The organism is Rhizobium sp. AN73 (assembly GCF_030757975.1).
Taxonomy (GTDB): Bacteria; Pseudomonadota; Alphaproteobacteria; order Rhizobiales; family Rhizobiaceae; genus Agrobacterium; species Agrobacterium arsenijevicii.
The window spans coordinates 2,069,929-2,088,389 of sequence record NZ_JARWME010000002.1 but is presented as its reverse complement, the minus strand read 5'-3'; the positions used below and the strand labels follow the sequence as shown (position 1 = coordinate 2,088,389).

At 57.3% G+C, this 18,461-nt stretch carries 19 protein-coding genes and 1 tRNA gene; 4 read left to right on the top strand and 16 right to left on the bottom strand.

Going from position 1 to position 18,461, the window contains the following annotated elements:
- The first annotated feature begins 3 nt into the window (after positions 1–3).
- The 3 genes from mscL to galE all read left to right on the top strand — a co-directional run bounded on the left by mscL (position 4) and on the right by galE (position 3,096).
- Positions 4–432, top strand: a complete 429-nt coding sequence (gene mscL / locus RBH10_RS20235; RefSeq protein WP_045015132.1) for a large conductance mechanosensitive channel protein MscL — start codon at positions 4–6, stop codon at positions 430–432.
- A gap of 154 nt (positions 433–586) precedes the next feature.
- Positions 587–1,753 (top strand): pyridoxal phosphate-dependent aminotransferase, encoded by a 1,167-nt coding sequence (locus RBH10_RS20230; protein WP_281038131.1) that lies wholly within the window; start codon positions 587–589, stop codon positions 1,751–1,753.
- A gap of 311 nt (positions 1,754–2,064) precedes the next feature.
- Complete coding sequence (galE, locus tag RBH10_RS20225) at positions 2,065–3,096, top strand: UDP-glucose 4-epimerase GalE (RefSeq protein ID WP_045015130.1); 1,032 nt, start codon at positions 2,065–2,067, stop codon at positions 3,094–3,096.
- 27 nt (positions 3,097–3,123) lie between these two features.
- Here the strand turns inward: galE and RBH10_RS20220 are convergent, their stop codons facing one another.
- From RBH10_RS20220 to RBH10_RS20175, 10 genes are all read right to left on the bottom strand, one after another.
- Positions 3,124–3,942 (bottom strand): DUF6030 family protein, encoded by an 819-nt coding sequence (locus RBH10_RS20220; protein ID WP_281038132.1) that lies wholly within the window; start codon positions 3,940–3,942, stop codon positions 3,124–3,126.
- Between the two features lie 149 nt (positions 3,943–4,091).
- Positions 4,092–4,319 (bottom strand): DNA gyrase inhibitor YacG, encoded by a 228-nt coding sequence (yacG, locus tag RBH10_RS20215; protein ID WP_045015128.1) that lies wholly within the window; start codon positions 4,317–4,319, stop codon positions 4,092–4,094.
- 3 nt (positions 4,320–4,322) lie between these two features.
- A complete protein-coding gene (locus RBH10_RS20210) occupies positions 4,323–4,946 on the bottom strand; it encodes a Maf-like protein (protein WP_045015127.1) in 624 nt (207 codons plus the stop codon).
- Between the two features lie 33 nt (positions 4,947–4,979).
- Entirely contained in the window at positions 4,980–5,198 is a 219-nt protein-coding gene (gene infA, locus RBH10_RS20205) for a translation initiation factor IF-1 (protein ID WP_003493814.1), read from the bottom strand.
- Positions 5,199–5,408: 210 nt separating this feature from the next.
- Positions 5,409–5,897, bottom strand: a complete 489-nt coding sequence (locus tag RBH10_RS20200) for a low molecular weight phosphatase family protein (RefSeq protein ID WP_045015126.1) — start codon at positions 5,895–5,897, stop codon at positions 5,409–5,411.
- A 2-nt stretch (positions 5,898–5,899) separates the two neighbouring features.
- Positions 5,900–6,373, bottom strand: a complete 474-nt coding sequence (locus tag RBH10_RS20195) for a UPF0262 family protein (protein ID WP_045015125.1) — start codon at positions 6,371–6,373, stop codon at positions 5,900–5,902.
- Positions 6,374–6,376: 3 nt separating this feature from the next.
- Positions 6,377–7,675 carry a histidinol dehydrogenase gene (hisD, locus tag RBH10_RS20190; RefSeq protein ID WP_281038133.1) on the bottom strand — a complete coding sequence of 433 codons (1,299 nt, stop codon included), beginning with the start codon at positions 7,673–7,675 and terminating at the stop codon, positions 6,377–6,379.
- 134 nt (positions 7,676–7,809) lie between these two features.
- On the bottom strand, positions 7,810–8,250 hold the full coding sequence (locus RBH10_RS20185) for a DUF2948 family protein (protein WP_045015123.1): 441 nt from the start codon (positions 8,248–8,250) through the stop codon (positions 7,810–7,812).
- A 116-nt stretch (positions 8,251–8,366) separates the two neighbouring features.
- A complete protein-coding gene (gene murA, locus RBH10_RS20180; RefSeq protein ID WP_281038134.1) occupies positions 8,367–9,659 on the bottom strand; it encodes a UDP-N-acetylglucosamine 1-carboxyvinyltransferase in 1,293 nt (430 codons plus the stop codon).
- A 103-nt stretch (positions 9,660–9,762) separates the two neighbouring features.
- Positions 9,763–9,987 carry a hypothetical protein gene (locus RBH10_RS20175; RefSeq protein ID WP_372339807.1) on the bottom strand — a complete coding sequence of 75 codons (225 nt, stop codon included), beginning with the start codon at positions 9,985–9,987 and terminating at the stop codon, positions 9,763–9,765.
- Between the two features lie 197 nt (positions 9,988–10,184).
- Here RBH10_RS20175 and RBH10_RS20170 point away from each other — a divergent pair.
- Positions 10,185–10,259: transfer RNA gene (locus RBH10_RS20170), tRNA-Thr, on the top strand.
- A 206-nt stretch (positions 10,260–10,465) separates the two neighbouring features.
- Here RBH10_RS20170 and RBH10_RS20165 read toward each other — a convergent pair.
- The 6 genes from RBH10_RS20165 to RBH10_RS20140 all read right to left on the bottom strand — a co-directional run bounded on the left by RBH10_RS20165 (position 10,466) and on the right by RBH10_RS20140 (position 18,437).
- Positions 10,466–11,800, bottom strand: coding sequence for a flagellin (locus RBH10_RS20165; protein ID WP_281038136.1), 1,335 nt, complete (start codon positions 11,798–11,800; stop codon positions 10,466–10,468).
- Positions 11,801–12,060: 260 nt separating this feature from the next.
- Positions 12,061–13,425: a flagellin gene (locus RBH10_RS20160; RefSeq protein ID WP_281038137.1), complete on the bottom strand. Its 1,365-nt coding sequence runs from the start codon at positions 13,423–13,425 to the stop codon at positions 12,061–12,063.
- Positions 13,426–13,881: 456 nt separating this feature from the next.
- On the bottom strand, positions 13,882–15,213 hold the full coding sequence (locus RBH10_RS20155; RefSeq protein WP_306180787.1) for a flagellin: 1,332 nt from the start codon (positions 15,211–15,213) through the stop codon (positions 13,882–13,884).
- 591 nt (positions 15,214–15,804) lie between these two features.
- Positions 15,805–16,830, bottom strand: coding sequence for a flagellin (locus RBH10_RS20150; protein ID WP_045022119.1), 1,026 nt, complete (start codon positions 16,828–16,830; stop codon positions 15,805–15,807).
- A 372-nt stretch (positions 16,831–17,202) separates the two neighbouring features.
- Positions 17,203–17,940 (bottom strand): flagellar type III secretion system pore protein FliP, encoded by a 738-nt coding sequence (gene fliP, locus RBH10_RS20145; protein WP_003515060.1) that lies wholly within the window; start codon positions 17,938–17,940, stop codon positions 17,203–17,205.
- Positions 17,937–18,437 (bottom strand): flagellar basal body-associated FliL family protein, encoded by a 501-nt coding sequence (locus tag RBH10_RS20140; protein WP_045022113.1) that lies wholly within the window; start codon positions 18,435–18,437, stop codon positions 17,937–17,939. Before RBH10_RS20140 ends, fliP begins: the two co-directional genes overlap by 4 nt.
- Between the last annotated feature and the right edge of the window lie 24 nt (positions 18,438–18,461).

Here is an 18,461-nt window from a genome sequence, read left to right as displayed (position 1 = left end):
CTGATGCTTAACGAATTTAAAACGTTCATTGCCCGCGGCAATGTCATGGATCTGGCCGTGGGTGTTATTATCGGTGCGGCGTTCAGCAAGATCGTCGATTCCGTCGTTAACGATCTCATCATGCCGATCGTCGGTGCGATCTTCGGCGGGTTCGATTTCTCGAACTACTTCCTGCCGCTGAGTTCCGGCGTCACCGCCTCCTCGCTCGCCGCCGCCCGCGATCAGGGCGCCGTCTTCGCTTACGGTAACTTCCTGACGGTTCTGATCAACTTCCTCATTCTGGCCTGGATCATTTTCCTGATGGTCAAGGGCGTCAACAAGCTTCGCGCCTCGGTCGAGACCAAGAAGGCCGAGGAAAAGGCGGAAGCAGCCCCGCCGCCGGAAGACGTCAAGCTTCTCACCGAAATCCGCGATCTGCTCAAGACGCGTTGAGACCGGAACTATCCCGGCGCGATATCGCTGGTCCATGGGGCCGGTGATCTCCCGCCGGGGATCTATCCATAAAGAAAATCCATGACTGCCTCACGGAATATCATGCATATCGGCTGTTCGATGCGCTAAGAAGGCACCAAACGGAGTGTCTTTAATGTCCATTTTGAACAGTCTGAGCGCACGCTCTCTGGCGGCTCCCGAGAGCGGCATTGTCGAAGTCGTGAATTATGCCCGGGGACGGGACAATCTTCTGCCGCTGTGGGTCGGCGAAGGCGATCTGCCTAGCCCGGACTTCATCAACAAGGCTGCCATCGACGGGCTCAACAATGGCGAGACCTTCTATACCTGGCAACGCGGCATTCCAGAATTGCGACAGGCGCTCAGCAGCTATTACGAGCGTCACTTTGCAGCCTCGCTTTCCCCTGAACATTTTTACGTGACAGGTTCCGGCATGCAGGCGATCGCGCTTGCCGTGCAGGCGCTGACCTCACCTGGCGACGAGATGGTTTATCTCACGCCCACCTGGCCGAATATCGTCGCTGCCATTGGCGTGGCGGGCGCAGAGGCAGTTCCGGTCGGTATCGATTTTCACGATGGCCGCTGGGATCTCGACATCGGCAAGCTGGAAAGTGCGATCACCGGCAAGACCAAGGCGCTTTTCATCAATACTCCCTCCAACCCGACCGGCTGGACCGCGACGCGCGACAATCTTCGCGATGTTCTGGCGCTTGCCCGCAAACACGATCTGTGGATCGTGGCGGACGAGATTTATGCGCTTTACCATTATGCCGGCACCCGCGCACCGTCGTTCCTCGACGTCATGGAGCCGGACGACAAGATCGTTTTCGCCAATTCCTTCTCGAAGAACTGGTCCATGACCGGTTGGCGCGTCGGCTGGCTTGTTGCACCGCCGGCCATCGGTCAGGTGATCGAGAACCTTATTCAATATTCCACGTCAGGCGTGGCGCAGTTCATGCAGCGTGGCGCAGTGGCGGCTCTCGACCACGGCGACGGTTTCGTTCGTGAGAATTATGAACGCGCTTTGACGTCCCGCGACATTCTCTGCGATGCCCTGATCGCGACGAACCGTGTGGAAACCCTGAAGCCGGACGGCGCCCTTTATGCTTTCCTCAAGATAGACGGCGTGACGGACAGCCGCGCCACGGCGCTGGATATCGTCGACAAGACCGGGGTCGGCCTTGCGCCCGGCACCGCCTTTGGCGAAGGCGGAGAACTGTTCCTCCGCGCCTGCTTCCTGCGCAACCCTAAGCAGATTGAAGTTGCGGCCGATCGGCTGGCGTCTTACATCCTCGGCAGGTGAAATCTCTACCCTGCCGCGCCGAGCATTTCGCCACGGCAGGGAAATTTGCCAAAAAATCACGGTGAGCTTCCAAAATTACAACTTCGCGGCGTAGCAATCGACGCGCGAGTTTTTCTGTGCTATGCGCATCCTGTTCCAATTATGAGAACATTTTCATCTAATAAATAAAAAGCACCTCATTGCGCTAACCAATCGTAAGCCACCTTTTCAGAGGGCTGAGGGATCGGCAGCGTATTTGCTGTGCAAGTAATCAATGATGAAGAATTATTGGCTTTGATGGATGCAACAAAGGCAAACGGGGAAGTAATGTCATGGCTGTTCTGGTCACCGGTGGGGCCGGTTATATAGGAAGCCACATGGTGTGGGCTCTGCTTGATGCCGGGGAAGAGGTCGTTGTTGTCGACCGTCTTTCGACGGGATCACGTTGGGCTGTTGCACCTGCGGCGCGTTTCTATCTGGGCGATGTGGCGGATCGTGCGTTGCTCGGCCAGATTTTCAAAGAAAACCAGATCGAGACCATTTTTCATTTCGCCGGCTCCGTCAGCGTTCCTGAATCGATCAGCCGACCGCTTGAATATTACGAAAACAACACCGGTACGACCCGCGCCCTTGTGACGGCGGCGGTCGACCACGGCATCCGCAACTTCATCTTCTCTTCGACGGCAGCCGTTTACGGGAACCAGCCCTTTGATGGCCCGGTTCCGGAAACGGCGATTCTCAGCCCTGAAAACCCCTACGGCCTGTCGAAACTCGCCTCCGAAATCATGTTGCGCGATGTCGTGACGGCGCATGATTTCAACTATGTGGCGCTGCGTTATTTCAACGTCGCCGGAGCCGACCCGCAGGGCCGCGCCGGGCCTTCACCCACGGGTGTGGCAAACCTCATCAAAGTGGCGTGCGAGGCGGCAACCGGCCGGCGCGACAAGGTGGAGGTATACGGCACGGATTATCCCACCGCAGACGGCACCGGCGTTCGCGACTATATCCACGTCAGCGACCTGATCGACGCGCATATGCTTGCCATGGCGCATCTGCGTGCCGGTGGCGGTACACGAACGCTCAATTGCGGTTATGGCGTCGGTTATTCGGTACTGGACGTCCTGCAGGCGGTGCAGCGGGAATCGGGACGCGAGTTCCCGATCATCCATTGCCCGCGCCGTCCGGGCGATATTGCGACCATGGTGGCGGATTCCACGCGTATCCAGTCGGAGCTGGGCTGGCGCCCGCGCTTCAACGATCTGGCGACCATCGTTCGCACCGCGTTCCAGTGGGAGGCCAAACGCGAGACCCGGTCAAGCGACATGATCCCGCCGCTCAGGCGCAAGCTGGCGGCGAGAGGCTAAGCGGCCTTTGCATCAACGGATGCGGTTCTACCTGAAAGAGTAGACGACCGGCCGATCCGAAACGCTTGCAGCGGGGAGCCATTTCTCGCTGTCGAAAAAGCTGCGTGTCAGCTTCAGTCCCGGCAATTGTTCCGTTGCGAGCAAAATCACGTTCAGGCGATGCGGCGCGGTCGGCTCCGGCTTTATGGAGACCGAAATACCGAAATGTTGTGCCTGATAGGGCTGCAACCTGCGTGCCGGCTCAAGCATGTTGGCAAGATCAGCCCAGCGCGTTTGCCCGATGATCAGCGCTAACGCATCATCAAGCTTTGTCAGAATAACAGTACCATCAGGCGTCTGGGGTGCTACGACCTTCATCCTGATGGAGCGAACCTCGCCGGACGCCTCGCCTCTGATATCAAGGAAAAGGGATGCCCGTTCGGCAGCGTTCGCCGTGTCCCCGACCACAAGATCGGCCATGCATTCGAAATTGCGCATCTTGAGCGGGCTGGCATGCCAGCCTTGCGGGTTGGAAAAGCCCGCCGCGATAAAGCGGTCGCAGAGGTCTTTGCCGGACAGAACGAAGTCGCGGGCAAAGGATGCTCTGTCGCCGCCTTGCTCGAATTTCAGCAAATGAGGCGGTAGATCGAGTTTTTGTACGACGGGCTTTTGCGGCTTGACGCGCTTTATCCTCGTCGGCGGCTCGGCGGAACGCATGGCGGGCGCCAGGTTGAGATAGGTCAGCAGGCTTTTGAGATGTTTTTTGTCATTGGCAAGCAGCACCGTTGCCAATACGGCAAGGCAAACGGCCAGCACCGCAAACAGCAGCGCGCCAGGCCTTACTCTTTTTTGCAGGCTTGCGTCCATCGGGGAACCCTAATGGCTGCCGGGGGGAGGGGCGTCAACCGGTTTTTGATATGGCTTTTCGGGCTGTCGGCAACCCGGTGAATATATTGCGAGTGGAAGTTCTGAAAAATATTCTGCAATCCACCGCCGGAATTTCCGGCGGTGCGGCGTTATTCGGAGGAGTTTTTGGCCGTGTCCTGTCCGTCGGCGCTGCTTTCATCGTCCGCGACAGGAATGGCGTAGGAGCCGTTCAGCCAGCGGGCGAGATCGAGTGAGCGGCAGCGATCCGAACAGAACGGATAGTCGTCCCGTGTCGAGGGCCGTCCGCATTCTGGGCACGGCTGCGATTTGCGAAGCGGAGTGACGTTTCCGGCGCTTTCGGTAGGCGATTTTGCCATGGTCTATCCTTCGAGCCAGCCCGACGTCACCTCAAATCCTTCACCGGAAAGAAGCGACATGGTCTCGTAAAGCGGCAGGCCGACGACATTGGTGTAGGAGCCGGTCAATTTCTGCACGAATGAGCCGGCAATGCCCTGGATACCGTAGGCCCCGGCTTTGCCGCGCCATTGCCCGGAGGCAATATAGGCGTCGATCTCGCGCGTGGAGAGGCGCTTGAAGCGCACCTTGGTTTCCACAACCTTCTGGCGGATTTTACCGCCGGGCGTCACAAGGCAGATACCGGTATAGACCCAATGGCTGCGTCCCGACAGAAGGTGCAGCGCTGCGGAAGCCTCTTCGGTATATTCCGCCTTGCCGACGATGCGACGACCCACGGCCACCACGGTGTCGGAGCCGAGAACATAGGCATCTTTCCACGTCTGCTCGCTCTTCAGCGCCGCATGGGCAGCCTCGGCCTTCTGCAGCGACAGGCGACGGCACAGCGTGCGCGGGTGCTCCAGCTTCACGGGCGTTTCGTCGATATCCATCGGCATCAGGCGTGCCGGCTCGATACCGATCTGATGCAATAGTTCCAGACGCCGCGGCGAGCCGGATGCCAGAACGAGCTTTTGTTTTGATATTGTCATTGCGCTGCCCGGGCGTCCGATGCCGAAAACCGATTACTTGAAGCGATAGGTGATGCGGCCCTTGCTCAGGTCGTAAGGCGTCATTTCAACCAGCACCTTGTCGCCGGCCAGAACGCGGATACGGTTCTTGCGCATGCGGCCCGCCGTGTGGGCGATGATTTCGTGTTCGTTCTCAAGCTTTACGCGGAATGTTGCGTTCGGCAGCAATTCGGTTACGATGCCCGGGAATTCAAGGACTTCTTCTTTTGTCATGTAAGGGTTTTCTTCCTGTTGATAGTGCCGGACATATCGTGTCCGGGAAAATTGCGCGGAAACTACACAATCCCGGCACATTTGTGAACCTCTAAAGCATCACGGCGAAAATCGGAACCGATTTTCACCAGGCAAGAGGCGTGGATCTGATAAATGCCTGTCCTGTGCGGCGTTTGAAGCGTCTGCTCCGACCGAAACGGACACCCATCCTCAGTCTTTTGAAAGCGTATCCGCCACCGGTTGCGGCCGTCCCGGCAGGCGCTCCGCAATCAGCCTGGCAAGATGGTCCCGCACTTCGCGATAGGCGTCGAGGATCTGGTCCCGCGTGCCGGTAATGACCGTTGGGTCCATGGTCGGCCAGTAGACCACGTCGAGCGAGTTCGAGCGCGTCAGTTCAAGGGCTGCGTGATGGGCTTCAGGTGTCAATGTAATGATCAGGTCGAAAAAATCATCCTCGATCTCGTCCAATGTGCGCGGTTTATGCTTGCCGAGCGAAAATCCCTGTTCTTCCAGCACCGCATCCACGAAGGGGTCTCGCTCTCCCGCCCTGACACCGGCCGACTGGATGTAGATGCCGGGCGCCACCAGCCGTTTGGCGATGACCTCCGCCATGGGGGAACGAATGGAGTTCATGCCGCACATGAAGAGGACCGATTTAGGGGCGTGTCCGTCATTTGGAGCCGTGGCAGGATCTCTCATCTCTAACCCCGCCAATAAAGCACGCAGACGAGGGTGAAGAGACGGCGCGCGGTGTCGAAATCCACTTTGATCTTGCCGGAAAGCCGGTCCATCAAAGTTTGCGAGCCGTCATTGTGAATACCCCGCCTGCCCATGTCGATCGCCTCGATCTGGCTTGGAGTGGAGGAGCGTATTGCCTCGTAATAGCTTTCGCAGATCAGGAAATAATCCTTGATGATACGGCGGAACGGTGTCAGCGACAGAATATGGGTCGAGACATCCTTGTCGTCTTCGGTTCTGATCGAGAAAACCAGCTTGGCATCGACCAGCGATATATGCAGCCGGTAAGGCCCACCCTCATGGCCAAACGGTTCGAAAGTATTTTCCTCGATCAGGTCGAAGATGGCCACGGCGCGTTCATGCTCCACGTCGGGCGTGGACCGGCCGATGCTATCGTCCAGAACCACATCGCAGAGCCGGAAATCGCCTGAAGCCATCTCTTAACTTTCCGGATTGAGGCGAATGGCGACCGAGCGCGCATGTGCGTCCAGCCCCTCCGAACGGGCAAGGGTGATTGCCGCCGGTGCAAGCTGGCGCAACTGCTTGGGGCCTAGACGCAGGATGGACGTGCGCTTGACGAAATCCAGCACCGAAAGGCCGGAGGAGAAGCGCGCCGACCGTGCCGTCGGGAGAACATGGTTGGAGCCGCCGACATAATCGCCGATCACCTCAGGCGTGTGGCGTCCGACGAAGATCGCGCCGGCATTGCGAATGTGGGTCATCAGGGCATCCGGATCGTCAACGGCGAGTTCCAGATGCTCGGCAGCAATGCGGTTGGCAAGCGGAATGGCATCGCTGAGCTTTTCGACCAGAATGATCGCACCGAAATCGGCCCAGCTTGCCGTCGCGGTCTCGGAACGCGACAGACGCTTCAATTGCCGTTCCACAGCAGCTTCCACCGCCTTGCCGAGTTCGGCATTGTCGGTGATCAGGATCGATTGCGCGCCCCTGTCGTGCTCCGCTTGCGCCAGAAGATCGGCGGCGAGCCAGTCCGGATCATTGTCCTTGTCGGCAATGACAAGCACTTCGGAAGGCCCGGCGATCATGTCGATGCCAACAGTACCGAAGACCTGCCGTTTTGCGGCCGCCACATAGGCATTGCCGGGGCCGACGATCTTGGCGACGGGGGTGATCGTTTCCGTGCCGTAGGCGAGTGCAGCTACGGCCTGCGCGCCGCCGATGCGATAAATTTCCTCAACACCCGCGATGCGCGCGGCGGCAAGAACGGCAGGGTTTATGACGCCGCCATTGGCCGGCACCACCATGACGATGCGCTCAACGCCCGCGACCTTGGCCGGCACGGCATTCATCAGGACAGAGCTTGGATAGCTGGCGGTGCCACCCGGCACGTAAAGGCCAACGGCCTCGATCGCCGTCCAGCGCGAGCCCAGGCCCACGCCGATCTCGTCCTCGTAGATATCGTCCTTCGGCATCTGCCGGGCGTGGTGTTTTTCGATGCGCCGGGCTGCGAATTCGAGGGCTTCGAGGACGCTGCTGTCAACGGCTGCGACGGCTGCGTCGATTTCTTCCGCCGTCACCCGCATCGAGACCTTCGAGAAATCGATGCCATCGAATTTCAGGGAATAATGGGCAAGGGCCGCATCGCCGCGATGGCGGACATCATTGATGATGTCACGAACGGTCGCGTTGACGTCTTCGGAAACTTCCCTCTTGGTCGTCAGGAAGGCTGCGAATTTCTGTTCGAAATCAGCCGATGCCTTCTCCAGCCAGATTGCCACGCCATTACCCTCTCATTTTCCCTGCGGGCGATCCCGCAGGGTGCACGAACTTACCGCAGAAACAAATGCGGCTCTGGTAAGTGGCATAAATCGAAACAGTGACGAAAGGCAACCGTTGCAATGGTGTGGAGAGCTTATTCGCTGTCCGGATGCTGTGGTTTGGCGGCTGTTTCCCAGGCGCCGCTCACATCGGTCAGCTGCGCTTCGATACATTCGACGTCGAGCGCGATGGCGCCGCCGCCCGAAAGCGTCAGTTCAACGGCTCCATCAGGTCCTTCGCCGTTCTGTACGAAGCGGATGGCGAGAAGCGAAAGCACCTGCTCCCTGTCGGCGCGGTCGATGCCGTGCGAGCGGACGGCGGAGACCCGCTTCAGGAAAACGACGCTGCGGCAGCGTTCCGGCGGCAGATTTTTCTTGTCAGTGCTTTCCCAGACGAAACGGTTGGCGGAAAGCGTGAATTGACCGTGCTTCGCCTCGAAGGCAACGTCCTTCAGCTTGAAGACGCTGTCCTGCATATGCGTCGAAATGACGGAGAGATCTTCAGTATCCAGCGCGAGCAATTTCAGGCCGCTCATCGTTTTCTTCCTTTTCCGCGGACTGCTGCCCGCAATGTCTATTCCTTGTACTGGAAATAGGCAGTCTAGGCCCGCTCTGCAACGGGGGAGAAAACGAATGAGCGGCTATGAAAGGATCAATCGCTGACGCGTTCGACCAGCGCACCGCAACGAGTGAGCTTTTCTTCAAGGCGTTCAAAACCGCGATCGAGATGGTAGACGCGCGAAACCACGGTCTCGCCTTCCGCCACCAGGCCAGCAATGACCAGCGACACCGAGGCGCGCAGATCGGTCGCCATCACAGGCGCACCCTTCAGGCGGGTGACGCCTTCGATACGGGCCATCTGTCCGGAGAGCGAAATCTTCGCGCCCAGACGAGCCAGTTCCTGCACATGCATGAAGCGGTTTTCGAAGATGGTTTCGGTGATGTGGGATACGCCCTGCGACCGCGTCATCAGCGCCATGAACTGCGCCTGAAGATCGGTGGGGAAGCCGGGGAAGGGCTCGGTGACGATATCGACCGGCTGAATGCCGTTGCCGTTGCGCACGACGCGCAGACCGGTCTCCGTGTCGCTGATCGACACTCCGGCAAGCCGCAGCGTGTCCAGCGCATTGTCGAGCAGTGCTGCGCGCGTGCCTTCCAGTACCACGTCACCGCCAGCCATCGCCACGGCCATGGCATAGGTGCCGGTCTCGATACGATCAGGCAGAACCCGGTGGCGTGCACCGGACAGCGAGGTAACGCCCTCGATGGTGATGGTGGAGGTGCCTGCGCCTTCGATCTTTGCGCCCATGGCTGTCAGGCAGTGCGCGAGGTCGACCACTTCCGGTTCGCGGGCGGCGTTGTGGATGACGGTGGTGCCTCTGGCAAGGCTCGCAGCCATCAACATCACATGCGTTGCGCCGACGGAGACTTTCGGGAAAGTGTAAACCGCGCCGATCAGACCACCCTTGGGAGCGGTGGCGTTGATGTAGCCGCCGTCGATCTCCATCGTCGCACCGAGCGCCTCAAGGCCCTCGATGAACAGGTCGACCGGGCGCGTGCCGATGGCACAGCCGCCGGGCAGAGAAACGCGTGCACGGCCTTCACGGGCAAGCAGCGGGCCGATGACCCAGAAGCTCGCGCGCATCTTGGAAACCAGCTCGTAAGGCGCAGTGGTGTCAACGATGGTGCGGCAGGTGAAATGCACGGTGCGGGAATAGGCTTCGCCCTGGCTTTCGCGACGGCCGTTCACGGAAATATCGACACCGTGGTTGCCGAGAATGCGGATGAGCTGCTCGACGTCGGCCAGATGCGGCACGTTTTCGAGCGTCAGCGTATCGCTGGTCAGAAGCGAAGCGATCATCAATGGCAGAGCAGCGTTTTTTGCGCCGGAGATGGGAATGATGCCGTTGAGCTTGTTGCCACCCGTAATTCTGATGCGATCCATGCGTCCCTACGGGCCTGTGCCCGCCTTTCTTTATCGTGCCTTGCGGAAATGCGCGTCCTTAGACGAGTTTCCGCGGCGTTTCAATTTTATGCTGGTGAATTCTCTATGAGGATGATTCGTCCGTTTTTGCGGCAGGCAGGCCAATCGTCTCATCCGCATCGCCGGCGCGGCGCGCGCGAACCTGCTGTTTGCGCTTCTGAAGGTTTTCACGAAGCTTCTTCGCCGCCCGCGCCTTGCGCTCCGCCTCACGCTGGCGCGCCTTCTCGCCGGGACCGGCCTGCGCGTTGCCGTTTGCCGCAAGGGCTGACGGCTCTGCGGAAGCGCCCACGGAAACCGCTGTCTTTGCCTGTTTGTCATGATGTTCGTTCATAAATTCAGCAATATCCGAAAAATGAACTTTTCAACAGGGGGCGCTGTTTTTTGCACCGCTTGATGAAGAATATCGTTTTGCGGCTTGCGCTCGTCAAAAACCTATGGCAATAGGCCGCCACGCTTGATGCTGAAGCAAACGCTTCGGCACCGGATGCTGCTATAGCTCAGGGGTAGAGCACTCCCTTGGTAAGGGAGAGGCCGAGAGTTCAAATCTCTCTAGCAGCACCATTTTCCCCAATGAAATCAAAGATTTATGTAGCGACGCAACGTGCGTGGCTCATGCCGTATGCAGTGTCTGCGCGCGTGCTCCTTGGCACTCCGAACAGCTTTCGGAAAAGGTGAAAACCGCGCCTCTTGCGAAGCGCGGTTTCCATTTCCGAATATTCTGTTGCTGCCAGAGCGGGACGAAACCGCCCGTAGCCAACGGGCGCCGTTTACTGGCGGAATAGCGACAGGATATTCTCGGAGCTGGTATTGGCGATGGAGAGAGCCTGGATCGCCAGCTGCTGCTGCGTCTGGAGAGCCTTGAGCTTGGTGGATTCTTCGTTCATGTCCGCATCGACGAGGCGGCCGATGCCCTTATCGATGGAGTCGGTGAGCTTCGAGATGAATCCTTCCTGCAGATCGAGACGCATCTTGATGGAACCGAGATCGGCGCTTGCGCTGATGAGCGATTCCAGCTTGGTGTTGACGAACTGGATCATGTTGTCGAGACCGGCATTGTCGGTCAACGGCTGGCCGTTGGCGTCCTTCAAGCCGCTGAGGTCTTTGGTGATGTCGAGATCGATCAGCGAGTAGCTGAGTTTCTGCGCCATCTGCGGGTTCGCGCCAGTTTCGAGGTAAATCTTGTTGTTGGAAGAACCGCCAGTTCCGATCTCGGTCACGGTGGTACCAGCAGGCGTCGGCGTCGTATTGTTGGCTTTCACGTAGAGAGCTTCGCCCGCAGCGTTTTCGCCGATCTTGAAGTAGGTGCCGTTATCATTTGCCGAAGTTGCGGCGGCAACGGTAACAAGTCCGGTTGTTGCACTTTCCGCGGAGACCGTGGTCGTGCCGGCGGGTGCGAAAGCCGCCATCTGTGTTGCGGTAAACACTTTCGCGGTATAGGGCGTCGTGGTTGCAACACCTGCGGGAGTGGTCGTGGTGATCTCGAAGTTGCGCAGAGCGCCGGTGTCGGAATAATAGGCGGCGCTGTCGAGGATGCCGTTTTTCGCCGCGCCGGTCGATGTATCGAAAAGGGCGGTCTTGTTGTCGACCTGAATGTTGATGGTCTTGACTGCAACATTACCCGCGCCGTCACGGATGAAGGAGCCGACGATCTGCTTTGTTATCGGGGTGAGGTTGCCGGATGCGTCGCTGATCTTGCCCTTAAGCCAGTTTTCGCCGGAGAAGGAGGCGGATTCGCCGATGCTTTTCAGCTGGTCCTGGAGCTGGCGGACTTCTTCCTGGATCTTTGCCTTATCGACGCCAGCCTCGCGGGCGGCAACCAGCTTCTTGCTGATTTCCTTGACGACATCGACCGTGGTTTCCATGGCGGAATAGGCGGTGTCGACCTTCGCGGCGCCGAGGCCGAGAGCGTCCTGAACAGCGGAAAGAGCACCGTTATCCGAACGCATGGTGGTCGCGATGGACCAGTATGCAGCGTTGTCGGATGCGGTCTTGACGCGCAGGCCGGAGGAGACGCGCGACTGCGTTTCTTCCATGTTGGTGCCGATGGCGCGAAGGGTCTGAAGGGCGGCCATTGCCGCGACGTTCGTCAAAATGCTGGTCATAATTATTTGCCCCTTGATTGGCTGAAATGAAAAGGGACATTCCGGATTGCCGCCGGGAACGATCGCGCGGCTTGATGCCTGTTAACCTCTTTTTCGTCTTGGTTAACCAATCGTTTCGATGGCTAGGTTTTAGGGCTCGAATGGTTAACAAAGCCTAAACTGTCGTTAATAAAAATTAGGAAATAATAATTTCTCTTAACCATGACGGAAAAAGCCGCGCACGAGGCGCGGCTTCTCCGGTCTTGAAGGGTATTTTCCGATTAACGGAAGAGCGACAGGATGCTCTGCGAGTCGTTGTTGGCGATCGACAGGGCCTGGACAGCGAGCTGCTGCTGGGTCTGAAGGGCCTTGAGCTTGGTGGATTCTTCGTTCATCTCTGCGTCAACCAGACGGCCGATGCCCTTGTCGAGCGAGTCGGTCAGCTTGTTGACGAAGTTTTCCTGCAGGTCGATGCGCATCTTGACCGAGCCGAGGTCGGCTGAAGCGGAGATCATGCTCTGCAGTTGTTTGTCGACGAAGACTATCATGGCGTCGAGGTACTGGTTCGCGGTAAGGGCGGAGCCGTCGGCATTCATTTCTGTGCCGATGAGATCCTTGGTGATGTCGAGCGATGTCAGGGAGTAGGAGAGGGCCTTCGCCAGCTGATTGTCGGTACCGGTAAGAAGGTAGACGTTCTGGTTGTCTTTCGACTTGCCGATTGCGACGGTACCGGCCGTTTTCTGAGCGGTGTCGACCGCGGTAAGACCGGTCGTGGCAGTTGCAGCTGTGCCATCGCCCATTACCTTGACATACTGGTCGTCACCAATTTTCAGATATGCGCCGTTTTCCGTTGATGACGAAGCCAACTTGACAACGAGAAGGCCGGTGGTCGTATCTTCGGTAGCCGTAACGGCCGTTCCGGCTGTGGCTTCCTTGAAGCCCTTAAGCTGTGCTTCCGTGAAAACGACGGCGGCCTTCGCGGTTGTGTTCCTTGCGGTGCCTGTACCGGTCGTGATTTCGAAGTTCTTGTACGATCCCGTTGAGGAATAGGAAGCGTAAGAGTCGAGGATACCCTGCTTGTCTTTTGCGGCACCGGAAGACGTATCGAACAATACGGTGTCATTGCCGAGTGCGACATTGATCGTCTTGATCGAAACGTTGCCACTGTTGTCACGGATGAAAGAGCCGACAACTTGCTTGGTGATGTCGGACAGTTTGCCAGTGCCGTCGCTGATTTTCGCCTGCAACCAGTTTTCACCGGAGAACGACGAGGAGCTGGAAATCGACTTCAGCTGATCCTGCAGCTGGGCGATTTCTTCCTGGATCTTCGATTTGTCGACGCCGGGTTCGCGGGCGGCAACCAGCTTGTTCTTGATCTGCTTAACGACTTCGATGGAGGATTCCATGCCGGAATAGGCGGTATCGACCTTTGCGGCGCCGAGGCCGAGAGCGTCCTGAACAGCGGAAAGAGCGCCATTGTCGGAACGCATCGTGGTTGCGATCGACCAGTAAGCGGCGTTGTCGGAAGCTTCGCCGACGCGCTGGCCGGAGGAAACGCGGTCCTGCGTCGTTTCCATGTTCTGGCCGATAGAACGCAGGGTCTGGAGTGCAGACATAGCTGCGACGTTTGTGAGAATGCTTGTCATAATAAATTGCCCCTTGAATGGCTGATTAAAGAAGGGACATTCCGGTCTCACCGGGAACGGCGCACAGCATCATGCCTGCTAACCTGCTGATTTTTAATGGTTAGCTCACCGTTTCGATGGCTTTAGCTAACCGCTTTATGGTTAAAAAATACTTAAAGTAGTAAAATTTCAAAATGTAATTTTTACGTGTAAATCATCTAAAAAACTTAAAAATAATATAACCGCACCCGTTTCCGGATGCGGCTCGTTAAACTCGCTCACCTTGCGGGCGGCGCTTTCACAACTTTGTTTTGATGTTGCTTTACGCGGTTGAGCCCGGCTCAGGCTCCCGCAGAGCCGGTTTTCCATTCGCGGAAGTTAGGCTTCTCTATTTCCTGCTCGCCATTCAGGTGGACGATAAACGAAAAAAGCCGCGCACGAGGCGCGGCTTCTTCAGTCTTGAATGGTATTTTCCGATTAACGGAAGAGCGACAGGATGCTCTGCGAGTCGTTGTTGGCGATCGACAGGGCCTGGACAGCGAGCTGCTGCTGGGTCTGAAGGGCCTTCAGCTTGGTGGATTCTTCGTTCATCTCTGCGTCAACCAGACGGCCGATGCCCTTGTCGAGCGAGTCGGTCAGCTTGTTGACGAAGTTTTCCTGCAGTTCGATGCGCATCTTGACCGAGCCGAGATCGGCAGCGGAGGATGTCATGCCCTGGAGCTGCTTGTCCACGAAGGAGATCATGGTGTCGAGGTACTGGTTATCCGTCAGCGCTGTGCCGTCGGCGTTCGTGAACGTACCCTTGAGGTCCTTGGTGATATCGAGCGACGTCAGGGAGTAAGTCAGCTGGGTCGGTGCATCGATATTGGCGGCAGTCGTCTCGAGGTAGTACTTCGTCGCGCCGAGCGTGCCGACGACGGAGGTGGTCGAGCCAGCGGCTGCCGGGTCGGTTGCAACTACCTTTACGTATTGGTTGTCGCCAATCTTGAGGTAGGTACCGTTTTCCTTCGTGCCGGTGCCGAGTGTGACGGTGGCCAGACCTGGAGTCGTCGTATAGTCGATCGCGACCGGCGTACCGGCGGTTGCCGGCTTCAGGGCGGCCAGCTGCGCTTCGGTATAAACCGTAGCGGCGATGGACTTCTCGGTCTTGGCGCCAGTGGCAGTGACGGTCGTGGTTGTGTCGAACGACTTGTAGTTGCCAGTCGAGGCGTAATAGGCATAAGAGTCAAGAATGCCCATCTTCTTGTCCGCTGTGCCCGAAGATGTATCGAACAGAACGGTGTTGTTGCTGAGGGCAACGCTGATCGTCTTGACGGAAACGTTGCCGCCTGCGTCACGGATAAACGAGCCGACGACCTGCTTGGTAACGTCGGTGATCGTGCCGTTGCCATCGCTGACCTTCGCCTGCAGCCAGTTTTCACCGGAGAACGACGAGGAGCTGGAAATCGACTTCAGCTGATCCTGCAGCTGGCGGATTTCTTCCTGGATCTTGGATTTGTCGACGCCGGGTTCGCGGGCGGCAACCAGCTTGTTCTTGATTTCCTTAACGACGTCGATGGAGGATTCCATGCCAGAATAGGCGGTATCGACCTTTGCGGCGCCGAGGCCGAGGGCGTCCTGAACAGCGGAAAGAGCGCCGTTGTCGGAACGCATTGTGGTCGCGATCGACCAGTAAGCGGCGTTGTCGGAAGCTTCGCCGACGCGCTGGCCGGAGGAAACGCGGTCCTGCGTCGTTTCCATGTTCTGGCCGATAGAACGCAGGGTCTGGAGTGCAGACATAGCTGCGACGTTAGTAAGAATGCTCGTCATGGTAGATTTGCCCCTTGAATGGCTGATTAAAGAAGGGACATTCCGGTCTCACCGGGAACGGCGCACAGCATCATGCCTGCTAACCTGCTGATTTTTAATGGTTAGCTCACCGTTTCGATGGCTTTAGCTAACCGTTATATAGTTAATGAACACCTAAGAATTTTCGAAAAAAAAGCATTCTGAAGATTTGTTGTGCAACCTTCGCGCGTGCGCGCGCGTAATCTGAAATGCTTAAAAAATAATAAAGCCGCACCCGTTTCCGGATGCGGCTTTGGTAAAAGGGCAATACGCTCGGGTCAGCCTCCGTCACGTCTGCCTGTCTTACGCGATTGCAAGACGGTCAGCCCCCGCTTGCGATACTGCGTTTCGTGTCATTCAGGCCAGCGGCTATCCGCTTGTCCATGCCCAAAATCTGACAGCGGGTGCTTTCCAATTCCCTAATTTCAGTGCGCTCCCGGCGCTTCGCTCAAATCGTGGTAAATGCTTTGAAAGCAAGGATGGTAAACGAAATCTTCCCGTTTGCAGACCACTCCACAAATGCAAAACCGCGCCCTTTCGGGCGCGGCTCGACTTTTGTAATTTTCTGTTCGATTAACGGAAGAGCGACAGGATGTTCTGCGAGTCGCTGTTTGCGATCGACAGAGCCTGGATTGCCAGCTGCTGCTGCGTCTGCAGAGCCTTGAGGCGGGTCGATTCTTCGTTCATGTCGGCGTCAACCAGACGGCCGATACCCTTTTCCATCGTTGCCGTCAGCTTGGAAACGAAGTCACCCTGCATGGAGATACGGTTGGACACCGAACCCATATCGGCAGCGGCGCCGTTGAGGGTTTCAAGCTGCTTGTCGACGTGGCTGATGAGCTTGTCGAGGATGTCGTTGTCCGTAGCCGTGGAACCAAGGAATTCGCTCGCGGTCGGAGCTGCGGCAGCACCGCGATAAACACTCATGTCGGAAATATCGAGCGTCAGGATCGATGCTTTCGCTACAGTGTCCTTAGCTGAAGAGTCAAGGATGCCGCCCTTATCAGTCGTGCCGCTGGTATTACCGCTATCAATAAGTACGTTTGAAGCGCTGAGTTGTACGTCGACGCGCTGAACCTTGACGGCGCCAGCGGAGTCACGGGTGAAGGATGCGACGACCTGCTTTTTCAGATTGGCGATAGCGGCGTCATCGGTGCCGGCAGCTAGAGCTGTACCGTTGGCGGTTACTTTCGTTTTCAGCCAGTTTTCACCGTTGAAGGTCGCGGAGTCCGCGATTGAGGTCAGCTGCTTCTGGAGCTGGCCGATTTCCTTCTGGATCTTCTTCTTGTCGGCGGTCGGGTCCTGGGCAAGGATCAGCTTGTCCTTGATTTCCTGAACGACCTTGATCGTGGCTTCCATGCCGGCATATGCGGTGTCGACCTTGGCTGCACCGATGCCGAGTGCGTCAGAAACGGTGGAGAGTGCCGAAGCGTCCGAACGCATCGTGGTCGCGATGGACCAGTAAGCGGCGTTGTCGGAGGCGGAGCCTACCTTCAGGCCGGTCGAGATACGACCCTGTGTGGTCTCCATGTTGTTGCCGATCGAACGCAGCGTCTGGAGAGCAGCCATAGAAGAGGCGTTGGTGAGAATGCTTGCCATAGTATTTTGTCCCTTATTTTTACGAGATACTGGAGTTGGGGACATTCCGGACTTTGTATTACCGGTCACAACGTTTCGGCCTCATGCCACTCGGTTCAGAGTTACTTGTCTCTGGAAACCAAACCCGCTGTGTGTGAGGAGAATTTCGCAGCGAAAAATTGCGCAATTATTAATTTGAGCCTTAAGAAATACTAGAAAATACTTATGGTTACTGCGAAGTATATTTAAATGGTAAGTTTTTAATTTAAAATTATAGTTATCCGACCCCTAGCGAAAACGGTAACCAAAGGGTTAAAACGCGAAAACCCCGCGGCCGTGGGGCTGCGGGGTTAACAAACAGGATTAACGAAGATTATTTCGGCACAAATGCCGTCAGTTGAACGATCTGACCAGGCTGCCGACAAGCAGGTTCCAGCCGTCGATCAGCACGAAAAACAGGATCTTGAACGGCAGGGAAATCGAGGTGGGTGGCAGCATCATCATGCCCATGGCCATGGTGATGGTGGCGACGATCAAATCGATGACCAGAAATGGCAGGATGATCAGGAAACCGATCTCGAAACCGCGCCGGATTTCCGACAGCATGAAGGCCGGAACGAGCACACGGTAGTCGACGACATTGTCGGTCATTACCACCTGTCCGCGTTCACGGGCGATATCGACGAACAGCTTCAGATCCTTGTCACGCGTATTGGCGTTCATGAAGGTACGGAAGGGTTCGGCGATGCGCCCTATGGCCTGCTGTTCGTTGATCTGGTTCTGCAACAGCGGCTGCACGCCGTCCGTCCAGGCTTTATCGAAGGTTGGCGACATCACGTAGAAGGTCATGAACATCGCCATCGATAGCAGGATCATGTTCGACGGGGTCGACGCAAGGCCCATGCCGGAGCGCAGGATCGAAAATGCGATCACGAAGCGCGGAAAGCTCGTGACCATGATCAGGATGCCCGGCGCGACGGACAGGACCGTCAATAGGCCAAAGGTGCGGATGATCCATGCCGCGACGGATCCGTCTATCTGTGTATTAAACAGATCGGTCGGAAATTGCTGGGCATTGGCAAGACCCGGCAAAGCGAGAAGGACGGCGATGGTTACAAGAAATCGAATCATTCGATGACAAAGGTCCGGAACATGACCTTGGATACGCGCCCTTGAGAGCGCAGGTCAACTCGTTCCTGAATGTCATCCTTAAGATATTGAAAGCCGCGCGGCCCTTCCAGCTGCTGGAGGGAAACGGTGCGAACATAGGCCATGATATCCTGATGGATATCCTCGGCCAGATTAACCTCCACCGGGCCCTTGAACATCAGCGCCACTTCGAGCCGCACCCAGTTCGTTGCGGGGTAAGCGAGGTTGGTGGTGATGGGGTCGAGCTGGACGATGCCGTTCGCCTCGGCCGGGATTTTTTCGATGCCTTCGCCCTTCTTCTCACCGTGTCCGCCGGCGGCAGCCGTGGCATGCGCCTCGGCGCCGGCGATCTTCGGGGCGACCAGGCCGCCCACGAACCAGCCGCCGCCCGCGCCGAGCAGGGTGAGGATAGCAACCCCCGCTATGGTCATGACCAGCGGGGAGGATTTTTTCTTGACCTCGGTCTGTTCGTTTTCCATGGGTCAGTCCCGCTTTCGCATGTC

Excerpts from the sequence above, each read along its gene's own strand:
- galE (WP_045015130.1), top strand. The coding sequence starts at position 2,065 with ATGGCTGTTCTGGTCACCGGTGGGGCCGGTTATATAGGAAGCCACATG.
- RBH10_RS20165 (WP_281038136.1), bottom strand. The coding sequence starts at position 11,800 with ATGACCAGCATTTTGACGAACGTCGCGGCAATGGCCGCCCTTCAGACC.
- RBH10_RS20150 (WP_045022119.1), bottom strand. The coding sequence starts at position 16,830 with ATGGCAAGCATTCTCACCAACGCCTCTTCTATGGCTGCTCTCCAGACG.
- RBH10_RS20160 (WP_281038137.1), bottom strand. The coding sequence starts at position 13,425 with ATGACAAGCATTCTCACAAACGTCGCAGCTATGTCTGCACTCCAGACC.
- yacG (WP_045015128.1), bottom strand. The coding sequence starts at position 4,319 with ATGGCAAAATCGCCTACCGAAAGCGCCGGAAACGTCACTCCGCTTCGC.
- murA (WP_281038134.1), bottom strand. The coding sequence starts at position 9,659 with ATGGATCGCATCAGAATTACGGGTGGCAACAAGCTCAACGGCATCATT.
- RBH10_RS20185 (WP_045015123.1), bottom strand. The coding sequence starts at position 8,250 with ATGAGCGGCCTGAAATTGCTCGCGCTGGATACTGAAGATCTCTCCGTC.
- RBH10_RS20210 (WP_045015127.1), bottom strand. The coding sequence starts at position 4,946 with ATGACAATATCAAAACAAAAGCTCGTTCTGGCATCCGGCTCGCCGCGG.
- RBH10_RS20155 (WP_306180787.1), bottom strand. The coding sequence starts at position 15,213 with ATGACGAGCATTCTTACTAACGTCGCAGCTATGTCTGCACTCCAGACC.
- RBH10_RS20195 (WP_045015125.1), bottom strand. The coding sequence starts at position 6,373 with ATGGCTTCAGGCGATTTCCGGCTCTGCGATGTGGTTCTGGACGATAGC.
- RBH10_RS20140 (WP_045022113.1), bottom strand. The coding sequence starts at position 18,437 with ATGGAAAACGAACAGACCGAGGTCAAGAAAAAATCCTCCCCGCTGGTC.
- infA (WP_003493814.1), bottom strand. The coding sequence starts at position 5,198 with ATGACAAAAGAAGAAGTCCTTGAATTCCCGGGCATCGTAACCGAATTG.
- RBH10_RS20220 (WP_281038132.1), bottom strand. The coding sequence starts at position 3,942 with ATGGACGCAAGCCTGCAAAAAAGAGTAAGGCCTGGCGCGCTGCTGTTT.
- mscL (WP_045015132.1), top strand. The coding sequence starts at position 4 with ATGCTTAACGAATTTAAAACGTTCATTGCCCGCGGCAATGTCATGGAT.
- RBH10_RS20230 (WP_281038131.1), top strand. The coding sequence starts at position 587 with ATGTCCATTTTGAACAGTCTGAGCGCACGCTCTCTGGCGGCTCCCGAG.
- RBH10_RS20200 (WP_045015126.1), bottom strand. The coding sequence starts at position 5,897 with ATGAGAGATCCTGCCACGGCTCCAAATGACGGACACGCCCCTAAATCG.
- fliP (WP_003515060.1), bottom strand. The coding sequence starts at position 17,940 with ATGATTCGATTTCTTGTAACCATCGCCGTCCTTCTCGCTTTGCCGGGT.